The organism is Streptomyces sp. YIM 121038, from assembly GCF_006088715.1.
In the GTDB taxonomy this organism is placed as follows: Bacteria; Actinomycetota; Actinomycetes; order Streptomycetales; family Streptomycetaceae; genus Streptomyces.
The window spans coordinates 9414743-9438407 of sequence record NZ_CP030771.1; the positions used below are offsets into that span (position 1 = coordinate 9414743).

Here is a 23665-nt window from a genome sequence, read left to right on the forward strand (position 1 = left end):
CGGCGACCTGCCCGGCGCGGGTGACGTACCCGCTACGGGCGACAAGCGCGACACCTCCGCGTCCGGTAAGGGCGGTAACGGACATCCTGTCGACATCGGGCCTCAATCTCTCGCGATTCCGTCGGCCGCGCCGGATCCGCGGCGTCGGGACGTACGGTCAGCGGCGTCGGGACGTACGGGTCAGCGGCACGGCCCAGCGTCTCGGGTCAACGGCACGGGTCAGCGACACGGGTCAGTGGCACGGCTCAGCGCCGTGGCCCCCACGCTCGGCGCGTACGTAGCCTGAACGACGTGGACACCTCATTACCGAACGGCCACCCTCCCTCGGAGATCGTCTCCATAGCGGACACATGCTCCACCGCGTTGCGGAACATGCCGCGCCTGGAGATCTGGCTCAAAGGGCGCGGGCTGCCCATGGACCCCGCGCTCGTTCCGCTGATGTGCCTTCAGACGGCGTTCATGACGCCCTGGCTGCCTTCGGAATCGAGCTACCTGATCTCCCGGCTCACGGTCTGGCTGATGGCGATCGACAACGTCCTGGACGCGCCGGACCACGGGGGACCCGGCGGGACCGCCGACCGCGTCCTGTCCTGGCACGGCGTAGTGGAGGAGCGCGGCAGCGGCGGTCCCGACGACGACCCGCTGGCGTGCGCCCTGGCGGAGATCGCCGCGGATCTGCACCGCGACGGCCGCCCCGAACTCCTCGCTCTCTGGCGGGAAAGCATGCATCAGACACTCATCGGCATGCGGTACGAGAGCACGGCGGCCCGGACCGCGCGGGCCGAGGGCGGCCCCGCGCCCCGGCTGGCCGACTACCTGCGGCACGGCACCTGGACCATCGGCGTCGAACAGCAGGTCACCGCCGTGTGGACCCTCCTGGACGAGCCGGACCTGCCACGGCGGCTCCCGGTCCTGCGGAGCGCGCTGCGCGAGGGCGCCCTCGCGATCCGTCTGCTCAACGACCTCCGCGGCCACCAGCGGGAACGGTCCGAGGGAAAGACCGACGCGCTCGCCCTCGGCATGAGCGAGCAGGAGGCCCGCGACCGCGCCGCGGAGGCGCTGGAGAACTGTCGGCGCACCCTGGCCCCGCTCAGCTCGGCCGGGTACGGTTCCGCGGTGGCCCTGGAGAGGGCCGTGCTCTGGCACGCGCGGATGTACCACCACTTCGACCCCGTACGGCCCAGCTCCGGCGCCCCGCTGCCGGACCACGCCACGGACATCCGCCCCACACCGTCCGGCCCCCGGCCGAGGGAGGTCCAGCCCATGAGCGTCCAGCGCCCGGAAGAGGAACTTCTGGACGTCATCGCGTCCGGCGAGGAGTGCGACAACGCACGCCTCGCGGAGTTCTTCGACCGGCTCGAACCGGTCGGCCCCGAACTCCTCGTCGGCACCTGGCGGGGCGGAGGCTTCGAGCACACCAGCGAGAACGCCGCGCTGCTGGCCACGATGCGGTGGTACGGCAAGCGGTTCGTCGACGCCGAACACGTCGAGCCGCTGCTCTGCCGCGACGAGGACGGAACCGTCTACTCGTACGAGGAACTGGGGCTCGCGAGGCTCCACGAGGTCGTCCACCGCGGCAAGCGGTCCACGGCGATGGTCTATGACCAGCTGCCCGTCGTCGACCACTTCCGGCGGCTCACCGACGACGTGCTCCTCGGCCTCATGGACAAGAAGGGGGCGCCCGAGGACTTCTACTTCCACCTCACCCGCGTGGCGTCGCCGCCGCCGAAGCCGCCGGGCGACGCCCGGTAGCCGCCGGGACCGACGGTCCTGCCCGCGGCGACGCCGGTGTGCATCCTTCGGCCTACCGGCGGGTCCGACCGGCGGACGATGTCCCGGCCCCGGGCGCGGGCGACGCTGAAGGCATGAAAGACATCGTCGCCATCGTGGGGTGGGTCGTCGGCATCCAGGGCGCCCTGGGGGTCCTGGGCCGGGTCTTCGGAGGGGACTCCTGGGGCCTCATCCAGAAGTGGTGGGACGTGCCCACGGCCGGGTACGCCGCGCTGTTCGTGGTCGGGGCCGTGCTCGCGGTCTACGGGGAGTCCGGCAAGGCGCGGGCGCGCCGCTAGGGCCCGGGTGCGGGGTCCGGCGCCGGGCGTCGCAGCAGGGTGCCCAGGCGTTGCAGGCCTTCCGTGGTGGTGAGGGACTCGCCCGTGGAGTCCGCGGTGCGCATCAGCGGCGTCATGACCGTGACGTCGGGCTGCCGGGAGCCGAGCGCCGTGTACAGGCGGGCCACGTACTGGGCGACGGCCGCGGGACTGTCCGGGTCCTGGAGGTCGCCCGCGAACCGCGCCGCCTCGTGCATGGTGCGCTCGGCCTCCTCGGGCCGGTCCGTCGCCCAGAGCACCAGGGCCAGCAGAATGCCCGACATGTGGTGGCGCAGGGCGCTGTCCGTCTCGGTGGCGCAGGCGAGGGCCGTGCGCAGATCGGCCTCCGCCGCCTCGTGCCGCGCCGCGAGGAAGGAGAGCCAGGCGCGGGTGTGCAGGGCGCGGGCCCGGTACTCCGGATCCCCGTGCGCGCGGGCCCGCTCGGCGGCGGCCCCCGCGATCCTGCTGATCTCCTGGTAGTGGGCGCGGCCCATGAAGTGCCCGCTCACCCCGACGACCCCGAGCAGCTCGACGGCCGTGCGCAGGGCCTGCGGACCCCAGGGGAGCAGCTGGTTGACCGTGGCGGTGAGCAGCGCGTGTTCGGCGCCGAACCACTCCCGGACCTCCTCGGCCCCCGCGAAGGCCACGCCCGAGTGCCGCACGGGCCGCAGCCAGGCGCGCGGGGTCTTCGCGGGCACGACGGCCCGCGCGGCCCGCAGCGCGGTGGCGATCAGCAGCTCCGCCACGCGCACGAGCGCCGCCTCGCGCTCCTCGGGGCGGTCCGTGTCCCCGGTGCCGTGGCGGGCGTACAGCCGCAGCAGGTCGTGGAAGCGGTAGCGGTCCGGGGTGTGCGACTCGAGCATGCCCGCGTCCACGAGCGTCTCGGCCAGGTGCTCCGCGGTGCGCTCGTCCGTGTCCAGGAGCGCGGCCGCCACGGCCAGCGGGAGGTCCGGCGCGTCGGACAGGGCGAGCAGGCGGAAGGCGCGGGCGGCGTCGGGGGACAGCGCCCCGTAGCCGAGGCGGAACGTCGACGTCACGGCCAGGCCTCCGACGCGCAGTTCGTCGAGCCGGGCACGCTCGTCCTTGAGGCGTCGTTCGAGCGAGGCGATGCTGCGGCCGGGGCGGCCGTCGAGCCGGGACGCCGCGATCCGCACGGCGAGCGGCAGTCGCCCGCAGGCCTCCACGAGGGCCCGCGCCGCCTCCGGCTCGGCGGCCACCCGCGCGGAGCCGACGATCGCGGCGAGCAGCGCCAACGCCTCGGACACGGGCGGTACGTCGAGGTCGAAGCGGTGCGCGCCCGGGAGCGCCAGATCACGGGAGCGGCCGGTCACCAGGACGGCGCAGCCCGCCGTGCCCGGCAGCAGGGGGCGGATCTGCTCGGCGTCCAGGGCGTTGTCGAGGACGAGCAGCACGCGCCGGTCCGCGAGGAGGGTGCGGTAGAGCGCGGCCCGCTGTGCGAGGCCCAGCGGGATCCGGTCGGACGGGGTGCCCAGGGCCGCGAGGAAGTCCGCGAGGACGCTGGCGGGGTCGGCGGGGGTGCTGCCCGCGCCCAGATCCACGTGGAGCCGTCCGTCGGGGAACACCTCGCCCAGGGCGTGCGCGACGTGGACGGCGACGGTGGTCTTGCCCACGCCCGCCGTGCCGCTGAGCGTGCACACCGTGACCGCGTGGTCCTGGCCCGTGCCGCCGCCCGCCAGGACGGCGCGGATCGCGTCGACCGCGGCGCCGCGGCCGCTGAAGTCGGCGATGCCCGCCGGGAGCTGCTGGGGGAGCGGCCGGACCGCAGCCGCGGCCGCCGGGCCGGTGGCCCGGCCCTGCTCCGCGGGCCCCAGCAGGCCCGGGTCGGCCGTGAGGATCCGCTGCTGGAGGTCCGCGAGCGAGGCGGAGGGCGCGACTCCCAGTTCGGTACGCAGGGCCTGCCGCACGGCACGGTGGACGGCCAGGGCCTCGGCCTGGCGCCCGCAGCGGTAGAGGGCGAGCATGAGCAGTTCGCTCAGGCGCTCGCGCAGCGGGAACTCGGCGGCCATGGCCTGGAGTTCCGGCAGGACTCGCGCGTGCATGCCCAGGTCGATGGCGTGGCCGAACTGTGCCTCGCGGGCCGTGGACCGCAACTCCTCCAGACGGTCCCGCTCGCGCTGCGCCCAGGGGCCGGGCACCCCCGCGAGCGCGGTCCCGCGCCACCGGCCCAAGGCCCCGGCCAGCCGTTCGTGGCGGGCGTGGACGCTGCCGCTCCGGTCGGCCGCCTCCTGCTCGAACCGGACGGAGTCGACCTCGACGTCCTCGGCCCGCAGCGCGTATCCGCCGGGTACGGACAGGAGGACCCGACTGCTCTCACCGGCGTGCCGACCCGGTTCGAGCGCGGCCCGCAGCCGCGAGACGTAGGTGAGGACCGTGCGGTGCCCGGTACGCGGCGGCTCCTCGCCCCACATGCCGTCGATCAGCTCCGCCATCGAGACGGCCCGGCCCTCGGCCAGCAGCAACAGGGCGAGGACGGCCTGCTGCTGCGGCGATCCCACGCCGATCGGCTCGTCGCCGGCCCGGCCGTCCACGGGCCCGAGCAGCCGAAAGGAGAGTCTGCCCTGCCGGTCGCGCACCTGATGTTCCTCGCCGAGCTGTTCCCGCGCCCCGCTCGGTGATGAGCTGGGCTCCCTGCGTTGACTCTAAGTCATGTCGACGTCAAGGCAGGACGACGGCCGCCCGAGCGGGCCCTCCGGCAGGCGCCGCTCGGTCGGCCGTGGCGGCACGCGGCCTCGGGCTCCGAAGGGCCTTCCGCGGACGTCTGCCGCGGACGCCTCCCGCGGGGTTCAGCCCCGGGCCTGCACGCACACGTCGAGGGAGTCCGTCAGCCACAGGTGTGACGCGCCGAAGGTGACGGGGTCACCGCTGGCCTCGGCGACCAGGTGCCAGTAGCGGCGCATGCCGCGGTCGTGGTCGGCGGCCACATCGGCCAGGAGTCGGCGCCGGAACCGCGGCGTGTCGGTGGTGCCGCGCACCGCCGCGTGCACGGCGACGAAGCGGTCGAGCTCGGGGCCCACGCGGGGTGCCTCGCCCGCCCGCACCCGGGGCCTGGCGAGGGCGCACGCGTCGCGGATGCCGTGGATCAGCTCGTCCTCGTCGGCGATGAGTTCGGCGTTGGCCCGCGCCATGGCCAGCAGGCCGCGGGTGAGCACCCGGTCGCCGGTCAGGGCGACCAGCTCGGCGAACGCGACGACCTGCGGCGGCGTCGGGTCCGCGGGCGGCTCCGGCACCGCCATGGTCACGAAGGCGGAGAGCGTCGCCTCGGACGCCGGGGCGACCCTCGTGCGCTTCCAGAAGTCGATCAGCGCGTCGCGGGCCGCGCCCCCGCCCGCCACGGCGGCGAGCAGTTCGAGGCGCGCGGCCCGGTCGGCCGGTTCGGCCTCCTCGACCGCGCGCAGCGAGGCCCGTCGCCAGGCCATGTCGGCGAGCTGCACGTCGAGCGCGGCCCGCTCGGCGGCGACGACCTCCCCCACGGAGCGCTCCCCGGCGAGCACGTTCCTGATGGACGGCAGGCCGAGGCCGAGGCCGCGCAGCCTTCTGACCAGACAGAGCCGCTCGACCGCCGACGGGTCGAACCTGCGGTGACCGCCCGTGCTGCGCACCGAGTCGACGATGCCCTCGTCGCAGTAGAAGCGAACGGTCCGCACCGGCACGCCGGTCAGCCGTGCCAGGTCGCCGATGCCGAGCGTGCCATCGAGTAAAGGCACTTGAACCTCCACTGGACTGGAGCTCCTACCGTACCGGCGTAGCCGCATGGGAGGAGATTTCGTGATGTCGTCGACGCTGCACACCGCACGGCTCGTGGAGGGCCTGCGGGAGCAGACCGGAGGGTTCGTCCGCGCGGTCGCGGGAAAGCCCCAGGACACCCGGGTGCCGACCTGCCCGGAGTGGCCGCTGCGCACCCTCGTCGGGCACGTCGGCCAGGAGCACCGGTGGGCGGCCGAACTGGTGCGCAAGGGTGAACAGCTGCCGGTCCCCGACCCGTGGGAGGCCGATCCCGGCACCCCGGACGACTGGGCCGGGTGGCTGCGCGAGGGCGCGGACGACGTGATCCGGGCGCTCGGGGAGACCGGCGCGGACACCGTGGTGCAGACGTTCCTCGGGCCCCGGCCCGCGGTCTCCTGGCTGCGCAGGATGCTCAGCGACACCTGCGTCCACCACTACGACGCCGCGCACGCCACGGACACCGCGTTCGAGGTCGCCGACGACCTCGCGGCCGAGGTGCTCAGCGAGCATCTGGAGCTCCTCGCCGCGCCGGCCTGGGAGACGCTCAGGCCCGCTGCCGCCGAACTGCGCGGCCGCGGCGAACGGATCGGATTCCGGCCCCCTTCCGGAGCGGGCTGGGTGATCACCCGCACGCCCGACGGCGTGCGCTGGCGGCGCGGCCACGCCGACGCCGACACGGTGGTCTCGGCCGCCGTCGCGGACCTCCTGCTGGTGGTGAACCGCCGTATCCCGCCGGAGGACGCCCGTGTGACGGTGACGGGCGACCGCGCACTACTGGACCACTGGCTGTCCCACTCGGCGCTGTGACCCGGGGAGGGATTTCGTTGAACGGGCAGAGAAGGAGCGGGTCTTGGTCTACACCAATCACCTCGATCCCAGTACCCTCATGCGTGGCCAGTAGCACACCATCCCCCCACCCAGGTTGCGTGCTGGCACGGGCGACACCCCCTAGAACTGCCCCCAGCAGCCGGGTGACCTCCCCTTCGCCGCCTCCAGGAGGATCACGGTGAACGTACGCACCAGAAGCTCGGCGATCGTCGGCGCCCTCTGCCTCGTCGCTTCCCTCGCCCTGACCACGGCCTCCGCCGACGAGCGCGCCGCCCCGCCGCGAGCGGCGAAGGTCGCGCTCACGAAGGTGGCCACGGCCCAGAACCCCATCGCCGGAGCCGCGGGCCCCGGCGGCACGGTGTGGATAGCCGAACGCGCGGGCACCGTCAGGCCCTTGGACGCCAAGGGGCTCGGGAAGCCCGTCCTCGACATCTCGAAGGAGACCACCACGGACGGTGAGCGCGGCCTGCTGGGCATCGCGTTCGACAAGGGGTTCGCACACTTCTACATCTCGTTCACCAACCTCGAAGGCACCAGCGTCGTGGACGAGTTCGCCGTGCGGCACGGCAGGATCCGGCCGGACACGCGGCGCACCGTCCTCACCCAGACGCAGCCGTACGCGAACCACAACGGCGGCGACATCAAGTTCGGCCCGGACGGCTACCTCTACATCGCGTTCGGCGACGGCGGCGCGGGCGGCGACCCGCACGGCAACGGGCAGAACCTCGACACCCTGCTCGGCAAGCTGCTGCGGATCGACCCGAGGGGCGGCAAGCCCTACGCGATCCCGCGGGACAACCCCTTCGTCAACGACCCGAAGGCGAGGGACGAGATCTGGTCGTACGGGCTGCGCAACCCGTGGCGGTTCTCCTTCGACGCGGGCACGGGCGACCTGCTGATCGGTGACGTCGGCCAGAGCGCCTGGGAGGAGATCGACTGGGCCCCGGCCAGGAGCAAGGGCGGCGAGAACTACGGCTGGTCGCAGATGGAGGGCACCCACCCGTTCCGCGGCGGCACGGAGCCCGCGAACCACGTGCCGCCGGTCCACGAGTACGACCGCAACGGCCTCGGCTGCTCGGTGACCGGCGGCTTCGTCTACCGGGGCAGGGCGATCCCGGCCCTGCGGGGGCAGTACGTCTACAGCGACTACTGCGACGGCACCCTGCGCACCCTGAAGATCGAGAACGGCAAGGTGACCGGCGCGGGCGACCTCGGCGTCAACGGCGGCGAGGTCGTCTCGTTCGTGCAGAGCCGCAGGGGCGAGCTGTACGCGCTCGACATCGGCGGCAGCATCCACCGCGTCGACCCCGCGTGATGCCCGCCCCGGGCGGACGCGGCGCGTAGGCGAGCGCCCCGGCGGCCGGCGCGGCTATCCGGGCCGGTGCTCCTCGGCCCTCCCGAGGGCCGCCAGGCGGGTCAGCGCGGGCATCGCCGCGGCCAGCGCCCGGCGGTCCTCCGGGGCGAGCCGCTCGACGAGCGGGGCCAGGTGCCGGGTGCGGTCGTCGTGGCGGGACCGGCCGATGCGCCGGCCCGCCTCGGTGATGTGGACGAGGACGGCGCGTCCGTCGCTCGGGTCGGGGCGGCGCTCGACCAGACCGTCGCGCTCCAGGCGGGTGATCAGCTGGGTGATGGCGGGCTGGGTGATCTGCTCGGTCCTCGTCAGCTCGGTCAGCCGCCGGGGGCTGCCGCCGAAGGCCAGGGTGTCGAGCACCGACAGGGTCGTGAAGGGGTGCTTCTCCAGCGTGGGCAGCCGGATGTAGAAGCGGTTGAAGTCCTCGAGGGCCGCGGTGAAGGCGTCCACGTCCAGATCGGGGGTGTGCGGGGCGGCGCTGCCCTGCGCTTGGTCGGTGTGCGCGTTGTCGTCCACGGCCGAAATATATCGCGTCTCTTATATAAGCTGTTTATGCTGTTGTGGCGGGTGCCTCGCGCTGCGGCGTGCGGTGGAGCGTGCCCGCCGCTTCCGCACGTCGCGTCACGTCCTGGCGTACCGGACAGGGACGCCGTCGCGCGGGAGCGCCCCACGCAGGGACGACCGAGGAGAGACCATGACTGTCCGCATCGGCATCAACGGCTTCGGCCGGATCGGCCGCAACGTCTTCCGCGCGGCGGCGGCCCGCGGCGAGGACCTGGAGATCGTCGCGGTCAACGACCTCGGCGACGTCGCCACCATGGCCCATCTGCTCGCCCACGACTCCCTGCTCGGCCGCTTCCCCGGCGAGGTGAGGGCGGAGCCCGGCGCGATCCGCGCCGGGGACACCACCGTCCGGGTGCTGGCCGAACGCGACCCGGCCGCGCTGCCCTGGGGCGACCTCGGCGTGGACGTCGTCATCGAGTCCACCGGCGTCTTCACCGACGCCGCCAAGGCCCGCGCCCACGTCGACGGCGGCGCCAAGAAGGTCATCGTCGCGGCCCCGGCCAGCGGCGAGGACATCACGGTCGTGCTCGGCGTGAACGACGACGCGTACGACCCGCTGCGCCACACGATCATCTCCAACGCCTCGTGCACCACCAACTGCCTCGGTGTCCTCGCCAAGGTGCTGCACGACGCCGTCGGCATCGAGTCCGGCATGATGACCACCGTCCACGCCTACACCCAGGACCAGAACCTCCAGGACGCCCCGCACAAGGATCTGCGCCGCGCCCGCGCCGCCGCCCTCAACGTCGTGCCGACCTCCAGCGGCGCCGCCCGGGCCATCGGCCTCGTCCTGCCCGAACTCCGGGGCCGCCTCGACGCGTTCGCGCTCCGCGTGCCCGTCCCCGACGGCTCGGTCACCGACCTGACGGTCACCACCACCCGGCGCACCACGGTGGAGGAGGTCAAGGCGGCGTACGCGGAGGCCGCGGCGGGCGCGTACAAGGGGCTGCTGAACTACACCGAGGCCCCGCTCGTGAGCACCGACATCGTCGGCGACCCCGCCTCGTGCGTCTTCGACGCCGAGCTCACCCGTGTCGTCGGCCCGCAGGTGAAGGTCGTCGGCTGGTACGACAACGAATGGGGGTACGCCAACCGCCTCATCGACCTGGGGCTGCTGGTGGGCGGCTCCCTTCCCGCGTGAGGAACTGCGTGGCGGCCAGCCGCCGGTAGAGGGCGTCGCCCGCCAGGAGTTCGGGGTGGGTGCCCACCGCGCGCACCCGGCCCTCCTCCATGACGACGATCCGGTCCGCGGCGGCGACGGTGGACAGCCGGTGGGCGACCACCAGGACGGTCGTGGTGCGGGCCGCCTCGGCCACGGCGTCGCGCAGCGCGGCCTCGTTGGCGGCGTCGAGCTGGGAGGTGGCCTCGTCCAGGAGCAGCAGCCGGGGGCGGCGCAACAGGGCGCGCGCGATGGCGACCCGCTGCCGCTCACCGCCGGAGAGCCGGCCCCCGCGGTGCCCGACGGGGGTGTCGAGGCCGTGGGGGAGCCGCTGGACCAGCGCGTCGAGACGGGTGCGGCGCACCACGTCGTCCACCTGGGCGTCGGTGGGGCACGGGACGCCGTAGACCAGGTTGTCGCGCAGGGTTCCGGCGAGGACGGGGGAGTCCTGCTCGACGTATCCGATGGCCGTGCGCAACCGCGCGAGCCGCCAGTGGCGGACGTCGACGCCGTCGACGAGGACCTGCCCGCTGTCCGGGTCGTGGAAGCGCTCGATCAGGGAGAACACGGTGGTCTTGCCCGCTCCGGACGGTCCGACGAAGGCCGTCGTGCCACCGGCGGGCACGGTGAACGACACGTGGTGGTGGGCGGCGGCCCCGCCGTCGCGGTAGGCGAAGCACACCCGGTCGAAGGCCACGGTCGCGGGCCCCGCGCCCGCCCCGGGCGGCACGGCGGCGCCGGGGCGGGCGTCCACGGCCTCGGTGGCCATCGCCTCGACCTCGTGGATGCGCGCGGCCGCCGCCGAACCCATCTGGAACTGCCCCACGGCCTCGGCCAGTTGACCGACGCGCGGGGCCAGCGAGAAGAGGTAGAGGAGGAAGGCGACCAGCGTCGCGACCGAGACGGCGCCGGAGGCCACCCGTGCGCCGCCGACCCCCAGCACGACCAGGAACGACAGCTGGACGGCCAGGGCGGAGGCGGTGGCCGCCGTGGACTGCCAGACCGCGGCGCTGACCCCGGTCCGCCGCGCCCGCTCCGCCACCGCGTGCAGACGGTGGCTCTCCTGCTGCTCGGTGCCCGCGGCCTTCACCGTGCGGAAGGCCCCCAGAGCGCGTTCGAGGCCGGACCCCAGGGCGCCGACGGCCTCCTGGGTCCGGCGGGTGGCGCGGCCGATGCGGGGGGCAACCGCGCCGACCGCGAGCCCGACCAGGGAGATCACCAGCAGCGTGACGCCGAGCAGCACGAGGTCCAGCAGACCCATCAGGACGAGGGTGGCGAAGGTGATGACGGTTCCGGTGACGGCCGCGACCGTTCCCTCGACGGCGATCTGGCGCAGCAGCGTCGTGTCGGACGTGGCCCGGGCGATCAGGTCGCCCGGCTCGTGACGCTCCCACTCGGGCACGCGCAGCCGCAGCAGACGGTCCGTCAGACGTTGGCGCGTGCCGCACAGGACGGCCTCGGCGCCGCGTTCGAGGACGTAGTAGCCCACGCCGACGACGAGCGCGCCGCACAGCACGAGCACGCCGAGCAGCGCCAGCGGCCCGGCCGTGGAGCGGCCCTGCGCGAGCCCGTCCACCAGCCACTTGGCCGCCAGCGGCTGGAGCAGCGCGAGCCCGCCGCCCACGAGGTTGAGCGCGGTGCCGGTGGCGAGGGCGGCCCGCTGGGGGCGCAGCGTGCGCAGCAGGGCCCGGCGGCCGGTGCCCGCGGGCGCCGCCGCTCCGGGGCGCGGGGGCACGTCGGCTACTCCACGGTGAAGAAGCGCTGGAAGTAGTCGTGGGGGCAGTCCTCGCCCACCAGGACGCCCTCGGCCTCCACCCAGGCGTGCGCCGCGAACGGCGGACGGGTGCGCACCCCCACGCACCACGTGGGCCACTGGCCGCGCATGCGGCACAGCAGGACCGTGGCCAACGACCGTGCCAGACAGCCCTTCTGGCCCGCGCAGGAGAGGCTGACGGTGACCACGGTGGTGCGCGCCGCCTCGGCCTCGGCGGCCGTCGCGGGCCGGGCGCCGCGGCGCAGCCGGGTCAGCAGCGCGCGGATGCGGCCCGGCGGCCGGGTGGCCAGCAGATGGGCCAGTGCCACCGCGCAGCGGGTGGCGAGCCGTCCCGGAAGCGGCACGGAGCGCGGGTCGTGGGGAACCGCTTCGGACAGGGTCATGCGTCCTCGCCCTCCAGGCTCACAAGCCGCGCCGAACGCAGCTCGTCGACGATGCGGGCGACGTCCTGTGCCGCGGTTTCGGCGCTCACGTCGTACTCCCCGGTCAGGGCCCGGACCGCGTCGTCGGTGCCGCGGCCGCGGACCAGGCAGCGCAGGACGCAGGCGGCGGTGGGGTTGAGGGTCCAGTACTCGCCGCTGCGCTGGTCGAGCAGCGCGGCGCCGTACTCGGTCTCGGTCAGCAGGACGGTGGGCCGCAGTGCGAGCGCCATGTCTCACTCCTCGGGCGTGCGGATGAACCGCGAGCGGTGGTGGTCGTACGGGTGGTGCGCCGAACGGTCACGGACCGGCGGGGGCGGGTGCGGTCCGCCGGGAGCGCAGCCACACCTCGCAGGCCACGGTCGGGTGCAGCAGGTCGCTCTCCAGCTCCGCCGAGAGCGGCCGGGCGCACCAGGCGCGCAGGACCCGCGCGTCGATCAGGCCGAGCCGGGCCAGGCGGGACTGGTCGCACAGCGCGAGGAGACCGGCCCGGTGCGCCCGCAGCCCGGCCTCCTCCTCGAAGGTGGCGTTGGCCTTGGTGGCGCGGGTGCGCACGGCCTCGGGCACGGTGCCGCGCATCGCCTCCACGATCAGCGGCTTGTAGCGCCAGGGCGTGATGCGCTCCTGCGGCGCCACCGCCAGACAGGCCTCGACGACCTGGTCGTCGTAGTAGGGCGCGGCGAAGGTCACGCCGTGGGCCGCGGAGATCTGGTCGATGTACCGGGCGGTCCGGGACAAGGAGGCCATCGCGGCCAGTTCGCGGTGCTCGCCGTGCCCGCGGCCGAGCGGCCGGGCCGACGGCGCCCGGGCCCGGAGGAGTTCGCGCACGGCAGCGACCGCGTCGGGCGTCGCCCAGGGCGGCATGCGCGGTGGCACGGCCCAGTCGAGCAGCGGTTCGTCGACGGCGGGCGGTGGGTCGGTGAGGTGGTCGGCGACGCGGTACAGCCAGGAGCCGTAGCCGCGCCGGTCGCACAGGGCGCGCAGCACCCGCCGCCGGGGCCAGCGGTACTTCGCGGTGTAGCCGCGCAGCTGGCGGAGCGCGGCGGCCGGGTGGCCGGGCAGCAGGGCGTGCAGCCGGGCGGGGGTCCCGGCGAGGAGTTCGTCCCCGCCGAGACCGCTCAGATGCATCCGGGACCCGCGCGCGGCGGCCAGCTCCAGCAGGCACATGCGCCGGTTGCGGTCCACGGTGATCGCACTGGGGCCGTCCAGGACGTCGTCGAGCGCGTCCAGGCCGTCGTACGTCATCGGCACCGCGTCGGCGGGGACGACGTGGTGTTCGACCGGGCCGCCCCCGTCGACGGCCACGACGGCGCCGAGGGCGTCGATGGTGCGCCGGGCCCAGTGCACGTCGTCGCCGAGCACGTCGTGCTGGGCCACGGTGTAGGCGACGACGGGCGTCCCGGAGCGGACGGCGGTGCAGCACACGGCGGTGGAGTCGAGACCGCCGAGGTCGGCCGTCACGAGGTCGCGGCCCCGCGTACGGACGCGCACGGCGGCGCCGAGCGCGTCCCGGAGGGCGGCGGCCCCCACGGAGAGGGGCACCTCGCCCGCGGGCGGGGACCACCAACGGGTCTCGCGTGCCGCTCCGTCGGGGGTCAGCGTCAGACTGTGGCCGCCCGCGACCGTGTGCACGCCGTGCCACAGGGGCTGCCCGGACAGCGGGTGCAGCATGTCGGGGGTGAGCAGCTCCACCGCGAGGCGCCGCTCGTCGAGCGGGGCGCCGATCAGGTCCGCCAGGACGTCGGCGCGGTCGCTGGCGAGCGTCACCGCGTCGCCCGCGGCGCCGGTCCTGGCGTGGTGGACGCGTCGTACGCCGATGGCGCCGCACCGTACGCGTACCTGTCCGGCGACGGAGCTCACCAGGTGGAAGCTGCCCGGCCAGGCGGCGGCGCGGCGGTCGAGCGCGGCGGGGGAGTCCGCGACGGCCGCCGCCCGGTCAGCCTCCGCGGAGGACACGGCGTGCTCGCCGATGACCGCGATCCGCGCCCGGCCCCGGCCCCCGCACGTCGCGGTGCCCGGTGCCCAGCGGCCGATCAGCCACGGCCGTCCGGAGGCGTGGTGCAGCCGGCGCGTGGTGTGGGGGAGGGCGGCGCGTGCGGCGGGGGCCGCGGCGTCGGTGTCGGGCAGGACGAGGAACCAGGCGGGCGCCGCCCGGAGGGAGAACAGCGAGTCCACGGCATACCCCTTCGCGGGTCGCACGGACCGCCGGTGAGCGGCGGCCCGTGCGACGGACGGGCGGCGGCGGAGGGGCCGGGCGGCGGCCAGGAGCCACCACCCGGCGTCGGGCCGACCGCAGCGCCGACCGGATCGGATCAGAGGAGCTGCTTGAGACCCAGAAGGTCCTTCGGACCCCTGATTCCCGCGCCGGTCACCTTGCGGAAGCCACCGGCCTTGGCCAGTGTGGGGCGTTCGTAAGTGCGCATGAGAGTCTTCCCTCCTGCTCGCTCGTGTTCGGGGACGGACGTGCCGCAGGTCACCTGCCATGGAAATCCGGAATGAAATTGAGCGGTGCCTGTGCATTTCGCCGACTCGCTGCATGCCTTCCTGAAAGTCAGCGAAATGCAGAGATGCTGAAATTCCGGAGCCACTTCGTCCGGTCCGCGCGGAACGTGTTTCTGCCGGAGAAGTGCGTCGTGCTCCGTGAATTCCTGTCCGAATTTCCGGTGCCCTACGTTAGGGAGAGGGCCACATCATCACAATGGGTCGCGCAGGGTGCCGCGTTGCACTGTGCCGGGCGTGCGCCCTGGACGGCCGGAGTGCGCTCCCGCGTGTGCGCTGCCGGTGGCAGAGGTGCGGAAAACACCGACAGGGCCCTGGAGTTACTCGAAGTCGCAGCCCGGGTTGGGTGCGTCCTGCGAGAAGGGCGCACCGTGCGGCAGGACGTAGAGGACCTGGAGCACGAGGTCGGTGGTGCCGCGGTTCTGGCCGAGGTGCACGTGGTCGGCGCCCGGAGGCTCCTGGAGGGTGCTGCCTTCGGGGTGCACCCCGCTCGAGGCGCAGGTGGCGTCGAAGTGGCTGAGGGTCCCCTGCTTGACGCGGGCGTACAGCGTGCCGTCGTGGTAGTGCCATCCCGTGGCCTGACCGGGCGGGATGGTGACCTCGCGCAGGACGTAGTCCCGGTCGCCGACGGTGGTCCGGGCGATGACGTTGCCGACGACGCCGGGTCCGCCGGGCGTCGCGTGGGCGGCGCCCGCGGGTAACGCGAGAGCGATGAGGACGGCGCCGATCGCTCCGAGCCGTGACAGATGGCGCATGACGGTCCCTCCAGGGTGGTGTGATGGACAGGCGTCCCCCCCGGCGGCCACCGGGCGGGACGGTGGTCAACAGTGTGGTGCCCCCGCGGTAGGTGAGTCCGCCGAACCGGGCACGGCACCGGATGAGCACCACCGGCGCCGCGCCCGCACGCCACGTCGCACGAGCGGAGCCGCCCGGAGGAAAAGGGCGGCTCCGCGGAGGCGGGCGTCTCAGCCGAACTGGCCGGGCTGGTAGTCCCCGGCGGGCTGCCGGTTGATGACGTTGATGCGGTTGTACGCGTTGATCAGGGCGATCAGGGAGATCAGCGCGGCCAGCTGGTCCTCGTCGAAGTGCTTGGACGCGTCGGCCCAGGCCTCGTCCCCGACCCCGCCCGCGGCGTCCGCGGTACGGGTGCCCTGTTCCACGAGCTCGAGCGCGGCGCGCTCGGCCTCGGTGAAGACCGTGGCCTCCCGCCAGGTGGCCACCAGGTTGAGGCGCTGGGCGGTCTCACCCGCGTGCGCCGCGTCTGTGGTGTGCATGTCGGTGCAGAACCCGCAGCCGTTGATCTGGCTCGCGCGGATCTTCACCAGCTCCTGCGTGGCGGACGGGAGCGCGGAGTCCGACACCACCTTGCTCGCCGAGTTGATGTGCCGCAGGACCTTGGCCCCGAGTGCGTTGCCGAAGTAGTTCAGACGCGCGTCCATGGTGTGCTCTCCTCGCCGTAGGGGTGGTTCACCAGTACTGACCGGACCGACCCGGCCGGTTGTGACAGGGCGAGGTGGGTGACCTGTGCCACATGCGCGCGGTCCGCCGAAGGCGCGGGGGACGTCACCCCGCGGCGGGCTCGGCCCCGCGGTGGGCTCAACGCGCCATGTACCGGTCGAGTTCGCGCGCCCGCTCCCGCAGCCGGGCCGACCACTCCTCGTCCTCCAACTCCGCCGCGACACCGGCCCGTTCGGCCAGCGCGAGCACCGTGGCGAGGAACCCGTCCGTCAGGGCGAGGACGACGGCGTGATGGGTTCTGCGGTGGTGGGCCACCAAGGCGTTGACGAAGTCGCCGAACGCATCGGGGTCGATGTGTGACTCGTCGTTCTCCATCGGGCCGACGCCGGAGGGCACACCGAGCTCGGCCTCGAAGACCTCCACCTGGCGCAGGAACAGCCGCGCCGCTCCGCCGGAGGGGTTCCACAGCGTCTCGTCGCCCATCTCGAAGTACTGGCTCACCTGGGGCCTTTCGGATCGGGTGGCAGGCAGCGGGATCAACGGCCAAGATCGTACGGCGTACCGCGACCCAGCGTGATCAAACTGTGGAACTTCGCCCCGGAAAGCCAACTTCTCACGACCAGGTCGTCACTGTCAGTAGTTTGTGGTTGTGCTCGACACGAGGAGTCGTTCGGTGGTCGCAGGGGTGCGCGCCCCGCGCCGGAACCCCTCGCGGCCTTCTCGCGGACTCCTCGTGGTCTCCTCACGACTGTCCGGAATGTGCGGGTGCCGTTCGCCGCGTCAGTAGCATTCCCGGTAGCTGTACGAGGACGCGCCGTTACCGGGCACGGGGGACTGGAGGACTGGTGGACGCGCGGAACACACGAGCCGACGTCATCGCGTCGGGGCAGGGGCAGGGGCATGCCGCCGCGTCGCAGTCGACGCGTCAGCTGCGGGCCACCGGGATCGGGGCGGTGGCCGTCCTGCTGTGGGCGTCACTGGCCCTGGTCACCACGCTGACCGGGCGGATCCCGCCGTTCCAGCTCACCGCCATGGCGTTCCTGGTCGGCGGGCTCCTGGGGCTGCCCCGGGCCGTCCGCGGCGGCGCGGCGCTCGCCCGCGGGCTGCCCGGCGGTGCCTGGGCCCTCGGCATCGGCGGCCTGTTCGGCTACCACTTCTTCTACTTCCTGGCCCTGCGCAACGCCCCGGCGGTCGACGCGGGACTCATCGCCTATCTGTGGCCGCTGCTCATCGTCGTGTTCTCCGCGGCCCTGCCCGGCGAGCGGCTGCGCTGGTGGCACACGGCGGGCGCGGTCCTCGGGCTCGGCGGCACCTTCCTGCTGGTCACCGGCGGCGAGGGGGTGCACCTTCGGGGCGAGTACCTGCTCGGGTACGCCGCGGCCGCCGTCTGCGCGGTGGTGTGGTCGGCGTACTCCGTCGCCAACCGCCGGTACCCGCAGGTCCCCACGGACATGGTCGCCTTCTTCTGCCTGGCCACGGCCGCCCTCGCGGCCGTCTGCCACCTGGTGTTCGAGGACACGGTCCGGCCCGACGGCTGGCAGTGGCTCGCCGTGCTCGCCCTGGGGCTCGGCCCGGTCGGCGGCGCCTTCTACGTCTGGGACCACGGCACCAAGCACGGCGACATCCAACTCCTCGGCACCTTCTCCTACTTCGCCCCGCTGCTGTCCACCGCGCTCCTCGTCGCCACCGGCCGCGCGGACGCGAGCTGGCCCGTCGCCGCCGCCAGCGTGCTGATCGCCGGTGGCGCCACCCTGGCCTCGGCGGACGCCCTGCGAGCGGCGCGCGAGCGGGGCCGTGCCGGGCCCAGCCGCCCGCGAAGGGGCTGAGCCCGGCCGGGTCAGGCGTCCACCGGCCAGGTGCCCCGGCGGACCATCTCCACCACCTTGTCGGCGCCGTTGGCCCGCACCAGCAGCTCCAGACGCGCGCGCTCGATGTCCTCCGCGCTCCACCGGTCGGTGGCCATGGTCCCCTTCTCGTGCGACCAGCCGTTGTCGTAGTGGCGTACGACGTAGTCCTTCTGGAAGTCCCACATCTTCGTGCCCGGCAGCGGCGTGACGATGAAGGGGTTGGCGTACGCCATGCCGTGGCCCATGAGCGTGACCGCGTAGTCGATGGTCTTCTCGATCTGCTCGAGGGACTCGATGTACGGCTCGTCCCCGGGCCGCTCGGGCGGGTTGACGAACCCGAGCATGAAGCCGCCGGTGACCTGGATGCCGTACTCGGTGAACATCTCCACGATCTCGCCGGTCGCCTTCTGGAAGGCGTTGAGCCGGGGCTTGCCCGACTCCACGAGGCTGTCCTCGTTGGCGCTCTCCACCGCGAGGTAGACGCTGTAGCAGCCGCCGTCGGCCATGGCCTTGATCAGGTCCCGGCAGGTGAGCCCGGCCCGCATCGCCGCGAGGACGTTGCGGAAGTTGGGGTTGCGCCGCTCGGCCTCGTCCATGCCGTCCGCGAACTCGGCGCCCAGGTGCAGCAGCACGAGGTTGAACAGGCTCAGGCCGCCCTCCTCGACCCACGGCAGGTCGTGCTTGCGCAGCAGCTTGAAGGTCTCCATCGCGTACAGCGGGTCGTGCAGCAAGTGGTCGTCCTCGATGAGGACTTCGGTCACGCCGTGCTTGCGTATCTCGGCCAGGTGCAGATCGAACCAGTCGGTCCCGAGCGCCCGCCACGGTCCGTTCACCATCGGGATGTAGCAGAAGTCGCAGCCCACGTTGCAGCCGATGGTCGAGAAGATCTGCGCCCAGGAGCCCCGGTCGCGCACCCGCTTGCCCGAGGAGTGGTAGGCCTGCTCGTACTGGCGCATGTCCAGCATGCCGAAGTCGGGCAGCGGCATCATGCCGAGCCGCTGGTCGAGGCCCTGGCGCTTGGGCAGGATCCGCATGTACGGCGACATGGCGGTCGTCCGCACGACGGTCCCGTCGGCGCGCCGGTAGGCGACGCCCGGCACGGCGTCGACGTCGCCGTCCGGTTCGGTCAGCGCCTGAAGGAGCGCGGTGAAGGTCTGGTCCGCCTCGTTGATGACCACGTAGTCGAAGGGGGAGTCCGGCACGGCGTACTGCCAGTCGCCGCTGGGGTGCGCGCCGCCGGTGACGGTCACGATGTCCGGGGAGATGTCCTTGACCAGGTCGGCGAGGGCGCGCGCGTTGCCCCACTGGACGGTGTAGATGCACTGGACGCCGACGACATCGGGGTCGAACTCCTCGATCAGGGAACGCAGTTGCGCGTCGTCGAGGCCGTAGCGGACCAAGGTGCTGCCGCCCCCCAGGTCCACGAGCCGGCGCTCCTGCTCCCACCCGGCGAAGGGCGAGTCGACGATGCGGACGTCGAAGCCGGAGAGCCGGGCGTTCGCCGCGATGCGCAGCAGGCCGATCGGCGTGCCCGCCCGCTTCATGACCTCGAACGTGTCCAGGCCGAGCGCCCGGAAGCTGCTCCGTTGCGGGGAGGGCTCCACGACGCGGGTGTACGAGGGGACGAGGAGCAGCACGCGGGGCGATTCCCCGCGGGCGCGCCGCCGGGTGCCGGACTTCGACGTCCGCAGGGAGGGTCTGCCCAGGTGCCGCAGGGCAGCGCGCTCGGGCGCGCTGGAGAACTTGATGGACGGTTTCTCTATGAGCACGGGCGCATGGGCATCGGTTCGCGTCATGAGCGCTCCATCTTTCCGCAGGATGATGTCACCGGTGAGTTCGCTTGATCCGTCCGATCGACGTGTTCGCTTGATCCGCTTTCCTGGCCTGGCCGCTGGATCTTTCCGCTGGATCTTTCCCGCTTGACCTGTCCGAATCGAACGGAGAATTTGTTCAGATCGTGACCGTCTCCTCACCGTGAGGACAGGGTTCCGCGGTGAATGGCGTGAATCAGTACATGTGGCTCTGTCCCAGTGATCTGCGAGGATCCGATGCCCCGCAAGAAACGACCCAGGGAGGCCCCCGTGCCCCTCACCACTCCCGCCGGCTCCCGTCTCGGCCGTCTGCTCGCCGTTGGCGGCACCGCCGCCGTGCTGGTCCTCGCCGGGGGCGCCGCCGTCGCCGCGCCCGCGCCCGCAGGGCGGACGGCACCCGCCGTCGGCGCCGCGGCGCACTCCGGTCCGTACGGTCGACTCCGCACCGTGGCCGCACTTTCCGCCGACCGCCTGGCCACCGCCGACCTCGTCGCCGCGGCCAAGTACGGCACGGGCAGCCCCATCGACGACCCCGCCCGTGAGCAGCAGGTACTGGACGCCGTGGCGCGCCAGGCGGTGGCAGCGGGCGGGGACCCGGAGGCGACCGTGCGCGTCTTCCGCGATCAGATCGAGGCGAACAAGCTCGTCCAGCGCGCCCTGCACCGGACGTGGGACGCCGACCCCTCGACCGCACCCACCGAGCGGCCCGACCTCGGCGAGGTCCGCGAGGAGATCAACCGCGTCAACGGGGAGCTCGTGCGCGCCCTCGCCGCGTCGACGCCCGCCCGCACCGCCCCGCACTGCGGCGGGCTGCTGACGGCGGCCGCCGTGCACGTACGGCACGAGAAGGGCCTGGACCCCTTGCACGCGACAGCGTTGCGGAGAGCCTTGCCGTCCGTGTGCGGATAAGCAAGCGGTGGCGAGAAGTCACCCCTGAATGGATGCACGTCGGCATACACCTCCCCCAGCACGTACGGAAAATGCGACCCTGAGGGATCAGCCGTTGTGCGGCCGGTGTGAACCGAGCGTGAGGGAGTGTGCATGGGCGAAGTCTGGGTTGACGCGGGAGATGCGGCAGGGGCGGGTGCGCTCGCCGGATGGCTGCGGCGCGACCCCGGAATGGCGCGGTCGGGCATCGAGATCGAGTCCGGGGGATCCGCCCCTGCCGAACCGGATGGCGCGGACGGCGCGATGGGCGCCGTGGAGATGGTCACCGCCGTCTTCGACAGCACGGTGGGCGTGCTGTCGCTGCTCGTGGCCGTCGCCGCCTGGCGCCGCCCGCGCGGCGCCAAACCACCCCTGGTGCGGGTCATCGAGGACGACGGAACGGTGGTGGAGGGAACCGCCCAGGAAGTACTCGACACCGTACGGGCACGCCGCGAGCGCCAGCAGTCCGAAGCATGACCGTGCGCCTGTCGGCCCACACGTCCTCCCGGGCGGTCCTGATCGGGGTGCACGCCTACGCCGAGGAAGCCGGGCTGTCCCCCTTGCCCGCGGTGCGGCGCAACATCGGCGCGCTCCGGGAGGTCCTGTGCGACGAGGTCGGCTGGGGCCTGTCGTCCGCCAGCTGCCGCGTCCTCGGGCCCGAGGCCACCGGCGGTGACGTCATGCGGGCCATCGACGAGGCGGTGCGCGAGGCGAGCGACACCCTCTTCGTCTACTACGCCGGGCACGGCCTGCTCCACCCCGACCGGCCCACCGAACTCCACCTGGCCCTGCACGACTCCAACGAGCGGCAGATGTGGCGGTCGCTGCCGTACGCCTACATCCGCGACGAGGTGCGCGCGGCCCACCGGCAGCGCCGGCTGAAGTGCGCCGTGGTGCTCGACTGCTGCTTCAGCGGCGCGGCCGTCGAGGGAGGCATGAGCCACCCCGAAGCGCTCCTGAAGCAGGCCGCCGACATCGACGGCGTCTGCGTGCTCACCTCGAGCGCCGCCACCGAACTGGCCTACGCGCCGCCCGGCGACGAGCTGTCCGCCTTCACCGGCGCCCTGGTCGACCTGGTCCGGACGGGAGTGCCAGAGGCCGGGCCCGTGCTCGACTTCGGCACGCTCCACGCACGCCTGCACCAGCGCCTGAGCGCGCGGCAGCACCCCCAGCACCCCCAGCTCGGCACCCATAACTCCGGCGAGCGGATCGCCGTCTTCCGCAACCGTGCCTACGTCGAGCAGGCACCGGCCGAGGAGCACCGGAACGCGGCGGCGCCGCAGCCGCCCCCGGCGGAGCGCCTGTTCGGCCGCGACCGCGAGCTGCGGGAGCTCGCCGAGGACGCCGCCGAGGGGCCCGGGCTCCTCGTCATCCACGGGCCGCCGGGCGTGGGCAAGTCGGCCCTGGCCGCCGAGCTCCACCAGCGGCTCACCGGCCGCCGCCCGGGGCACGCCGAGGCCGGTTTCCCCGTCGTCCTCCTGGACGACGTCACGGACGCCGCCGAGGTGGCCCGGACGGTCGAGTCCTGTCCCGACGCGCTCGTCGTGGTCACGAGCCGCGCCTCGCTCACCGAGGCGCGGCCCGGCACCCGCCGCTATCCGCTGGCTCCGCTCGCCCTGCGGGACGCGGTCGAGATGATGCGGCACCTGTGCGGGCTGACCGGGCACGACACCGAACTCGCCGAGATGGCCGGGATGCTGAGCTGCTTCCCGCTCGCCCTGTACTCCGTCGCCGCCCGGCTGCGCCGCACACCGCCCGACCTCATGCTGGACGCCATGCGCGAGTCGGACCGGCCGCTGCAGCACCTGCGCTGGGACGACGACCGCGTCCGCGCCGCGTACACCATGTCGTACGAGGCGCTCGACGAGCGGCAGCGGCACGTCCTGCACGCCTGCGTCAGCCACCCCGGACCGGACTTCGACCGGCACTCGGCGGCGGCCCTGAGCCGGATGCCGCCCGGCATCTGCGGACTGATGCTGGAGGAACTCGTCGACGCGGGGCTGCTCCAGCGCAGCGACGGGCGCTACGCGTTCCACACCCTCTACCGCAGCTACTCGCAGACCAGCACCGAGGAGCAGGCCCTGCGCCGCACCTGGCTGTATCTGCACCTGCGGCGGCGCCTCAAGGTCACGCGCGAGGGCGGCGCCGACCAGGGCTGGCGCGTCGCGGCCCTGCCCGAGCTGCGTGCGGCCGCGCGGGCGGCACGCCGGGACCGGTGGACCGTGGCGACCGAGCTGACCTGCGAGGTGGCCGACGCCCTGCGCGAGGAGCGGTGCCTCGAGGAGGCCAGGGAGGAGGCCGAGGCCGCCTACCGCTACGCGGCGGGCCGCGCCGACGGCCGGGGCATCGCCCGGGCGCGTGGCTGCCTGGCCCTCCTGGGCGGCGAGCACGGCCCCGGTGACCAGCGCCAGCGCGCCCGCGAAGTGGCCGCCGTACGGCAGGAGGTGACGGCCGAGCTGCGCCGGGCGGCCGCCACCGCGCGGCAGCGGCCGGGCGGTACGGCGGAACCGGCCGATCTCGGCCATCAGTTGATGAGCCTCGCCGAGCGGGCCCTGGTCTCCGGGCTCGTCGACGACGCCATGCGGTTCCAGGCCGAGGCCCACGCCTGCTTCGAGGAGGCGGGCGACGGCAGGCTCCTGGCCGAGTGCCTCGTCGGGCAGGCGGCGCTGCACACGTTCGCCGGGCGGTTCCCGGCCGCGGCGGGCCTGGCCGACCGGGCCGCCGAGCTCCTCGCCGCCCACGGCGACGCGGAGGGCGCCGCGCACGCCCACGCCTCGGCGGCGGAGGCCCTGCGCAAGGCGGACGACCTCCCGGCGGCCGCCCGGCACGCCTGTCGCGCGCTCACCCAGTTCGAGGCGGCCGGTGACCCCGCCAGCCTCAACTACGCCTACCGCCTGGCCGCGAAGGTCGAATGGGCGCGGCAGAACCACGCGCTGGCCCGTGAACTCCTGGACAAGGCCCGCGAGCTGCCCCGCTACCCCGGCGCCGCCGAGGAGGGCCCGTCCACCCAGGCCATCGCCCACCCCTCGCGGGCCGCCCGGGCCGAGCGACCGCTGCCGTACGGGGTGGCCCAGGACGGAAGCCCCGTAACGCGGGTGGCGCCTGAGGCGCAGTACCGCATGTAATACACCTGACACCTGACACCTGACACCTGTGCCGCACACGGCACTCGTGTGCACGCAACGCCCGTATGGAAA

21 protein-coding genes are annotated in these 23665 nt (G+C 73.7%); 9 read left to right on the forward strand and 12 right to left on the reverse strand.

The window, feature by feature from the left end; all coding sequences use genetic code 11:
• Window positions 1-291: 291 nt before the first annotated feature.
• Together C9F11_RS39825 and C9F11_RS39830 are read left to right on the forward strand one after the other, a co-directional pair.
• Window positions 292-1752 (forward strand): DUF4334 domain-containing protein, encoded by a 1461-nt coding sequence (locus C9F11_RS39825; RefSeq protein ID WP_249402076.1) that lies wholly within the window; start codon window positions 292-294, stop codon window positions 1750-1752.
• A 113-nt stretch (window positions 1753-1865) separates the two neighbouring features.
• Entirely contained in the window at window positions 1866-2069 is a 204-nt protein-coding gene (locus C9F11_RS39830) for a hypothetical protein (protein WP_138965014.1), read from the forward strand.
• Here the strand turns inward: C9F11_RS39830 and C9F11_RS39835 are convergent.
• Both C9F11_RS39835 and C9F11_RS39840 read right to left on the reverse strand, forming a co-directional pair.
• Window positions 2066-4681, reverse strand: coding sequence for a BTAD domain-containing putative transcriptional regulator (locus C9F11_RS39835; RefSeq protein ID WP_138965016.1), 2616 nt, complete (start codon window positions 4679-4681; stop codon window positions 2066-2068). The two genes, C9F11_RS39830 and C9F11_RS39835, sit on opposite strands and share 4 nt — an antisense overlap.
• 210 nt (window positions 4682-4891) lie before the next feature.
• Complete coding sequence (locus C9F11_RS39840; protein ID WP_249402077.1) at window positions 4892-5812, reverse strand: MerR family transcriptional regulator; 921 nt, start codon at window positions 5810-5812, stop codon at window positions 4892-4894.
• Window positions 5813-5876: 64 nt separating this feature from the next.
• Here C9F11_RS39840 and C9F11_RS39845 point away from each other — a divergent pair, with 64 nt between their 5' ends.
• Complete coding sequence (locus C9F11_RS39845; RefSeq protein WP_212767875.1) at window positions 5877-6638, forward strand: maleylpyruvate isomerase family mycothiol-dependent enzyme; 762 nt, start codon at window positions 5877-5879, stop codon at window positions 6636-6638.
• Between the two features lie 199 nt (window positions 6639-6837).
• Window positions 6838-7974 (forward strand): PQQ-dependent sugar dehydrogenase, encoded by a 1137-nt coding sequence (locus C9F11_RS39850; RefSeq protein WP_138965020.1) that lies wholly within the window; start codon window positions 6838-6840, stop codon window positions 7972-7974.
• Window positions 7975-8028: 54 nt separating this feature from the next.
• Here the strand turns inward: C9F11_RS39850 and C9F11_RS39855 are convergent, their stop codons facing one another.
• Window positions 8029-8526, reverse strand: a complete 498-nt coding sequence (locus tag C9F11_RS39855; RefSeq protein WP_212767876.1) for a MarR family transcriptional regulator — start codon at window positions 8524-8526, stop codon at window positions 8029-8031.
• A gap of 178 nt (window positions 8527-8704) precedes the next feature.
• Here C9F11_RS39855 and gap point away from each other — a divergent pair, with 178 nt between their 5' ends.
• Window positions 8705-9715, forward strand: a complete 1011-nt coding sequence (gap, locus tag C9F11_RS39860; RefSeq protein WP_138965022.1) for a type I glyceraldehyde-3-phosphate dehydrogenase — start codon at window positions 8705-8707, stop codon at window positions 9713-9715.
• On the opposite strand, the gene C9F11_RS39865 is transcribed toward gap, so the two are convergent.
• From C9F11_RS39865 to C9F11_RS39900, 8 genes are all read right to left on the reverse strand, one after another.
• On the reverse strand, window positions 9672-11468 hold the full coding sequence (locus tag C9F11_RS39865) for an ABC transporter ATP-binding protein (protein ID WP_138965024.1): 1797 nt from the start codon (window positions 11466-11468) through the stop codon (window positions 9672-9674). The two genes, gap and C9F11_RS39865, sit on opposite strands and share 44 nt — an antisense overlap.
• A 5-nt stretch (window positions 11469-11473) precedes the next feature.
• A complete protein-coding gene (locus tag C9F11_RS39870) occupies window positions 11474-11890 on the reverse strand; it encodes a lasso peptide biosynthesis B2 protein (RefSeq protein WP_138965026.1) in 417 nt (138 codons plus the stop codon).
• Window positions 11887-12159, reverse strand: coding sequence for a lasso peptide biosynthesis PqqD family chaperone (locus C9F11_RS39875; RefSeq protein ID WP_138965028.1), 273 nt, complete (start codon window positions 12157-12159; stop codon window positions 11887-11889). The genes C9F11_RS39870 and C9F11_RS39875 overlap by 4 nt, the downstream gene beginning before the upstream one ends.
• Before the next feature lie 67 nt (window positions 12160-12226).
• Window positions 12227-14101, reverse strand: coding sequence for a lasso peptide isopeptide bond-forming cyclase (locus C9F11_RS39880; protein WP_138965030.1), 1875 nt, complete (start codon window positions 14099-14101; stop codon window positions 12227-12229).
• Window positions 14102-14238: 137 nt separating this feature from the next.
• Window positions 14239-14349, reverse strand: a complete 111-nt coding sequence (locus C9F11_RS39885) for a keywimysin-related RiPP (protein WP_138965032.1) — start codon at window positions 14347-14349, stop codon at window positions 14239-14241.
• Between the two features lie 396 nt (window positions 14350-14745).
• Window positions 14746-15180, reverse strand: coding sequence for a cupin domain-containing protein (locus tag C9F11_RS39890; RefSeq protein ID WP_138965034.1), 435 nt, complete (start codon window positions 15178-15180; stop codon window positions 14746-14748).
• Window positions 15181-15390: 210 nt separating this feature from the next.
• A complete protein-coding gene (locus C9F11_RS39895; protein ID WP_138965036.1) occupies window positions 15391-15864 on the reverse strand; it encodes a carboxymuconolactone decarboxylase family protein in 474 nt (157 codons plus the stop codon).
• 157 nt (window positions 15865-16021) lie between these two features.
• Window positions 16022-16384, reverse strand: a complete 363-nt coding sequence (locus C9F11_RS39900) for a DUF6086 family protein (protein ID WP_138965038.1) — start codon at window positions 16382-16384, stop codon at window positions 16022-16024.
• Between the two features lie 344 nt (window positions 16385-16728).
• On the opposite strand from C9F11_RS39900, the gene C9F11_RS39905 reads away from it, so the two are divergent.
• The gene (locus C9F11_RS39905; protein ID WP_249402078.1) at window positions 16729-17709 is read left to right on the forward strand and encodes an EamA family transporter; all 981 of its coding nucleotides are present in this window, start codon (window positions 16729-16731) and stop codon (window positions 17707-17709) included.
• Window positions 17710-17720: 11 nt separating this feature from the next.
• On the opposite strand, the gene C9F11_RS39910 is transcribed toward C9F11_RS39905, so the two are convergent.
• Window positions 17721-19526: a radical SAM protein gene (locus C9F11_RS39910; protein ID WP_138965040.1), complete on the reverse strand. Its 1806-nt coding sequence runs from the start codon at window positions 19524-19526 to the stop codon at window positions 17721-17723.
• Window positions 19527-19811: 285 nt separating this feature from the next.
• Between C9F11_RS39910 and C9F11_RS39915 the strand changes: the two genes are divergently transcribed.
• From C9F11_RS39915 to C9F11_RS39920, 3 genes are all read left to right on the forward strand, one after another.
• Complete coding sequence (locus C9F11_RS39915; protein WP_249402079.1) at window positions 19812-20450, forward strand: chorismate mutase; 639 nt, start codon at window positions 19812-19814, stop codon at window positions 20448-20450.
• Between the two features lie 132 nt (window positions 20451-20582).
• On the forward strand, window positions 20583-20945 hold the full coding sequence (locus C9F11_RS47790) for a hypothetical protein (protein ID WP_171076003.1): 363 nt from the start codon (window positions 20583-20585) through the stop codon (window positions 20943-20945).
• Window positions 20942-23593: a caspase family protein gene (locus C9F11_RS39920; RefSeq protein WP_171076004.1), complete on the forward strand. Its 2652-nt coding sequence runs from the start codon at window positions 20942-20944 to the stop codon at window positions 23591-23593. Before C9F11_RS47790 ends, C9F11_RS39920 begins: the two co-directional genes overlap by 4 nt.
• Window positions 23594-23665: the final 72 nt, after the last annotated feature.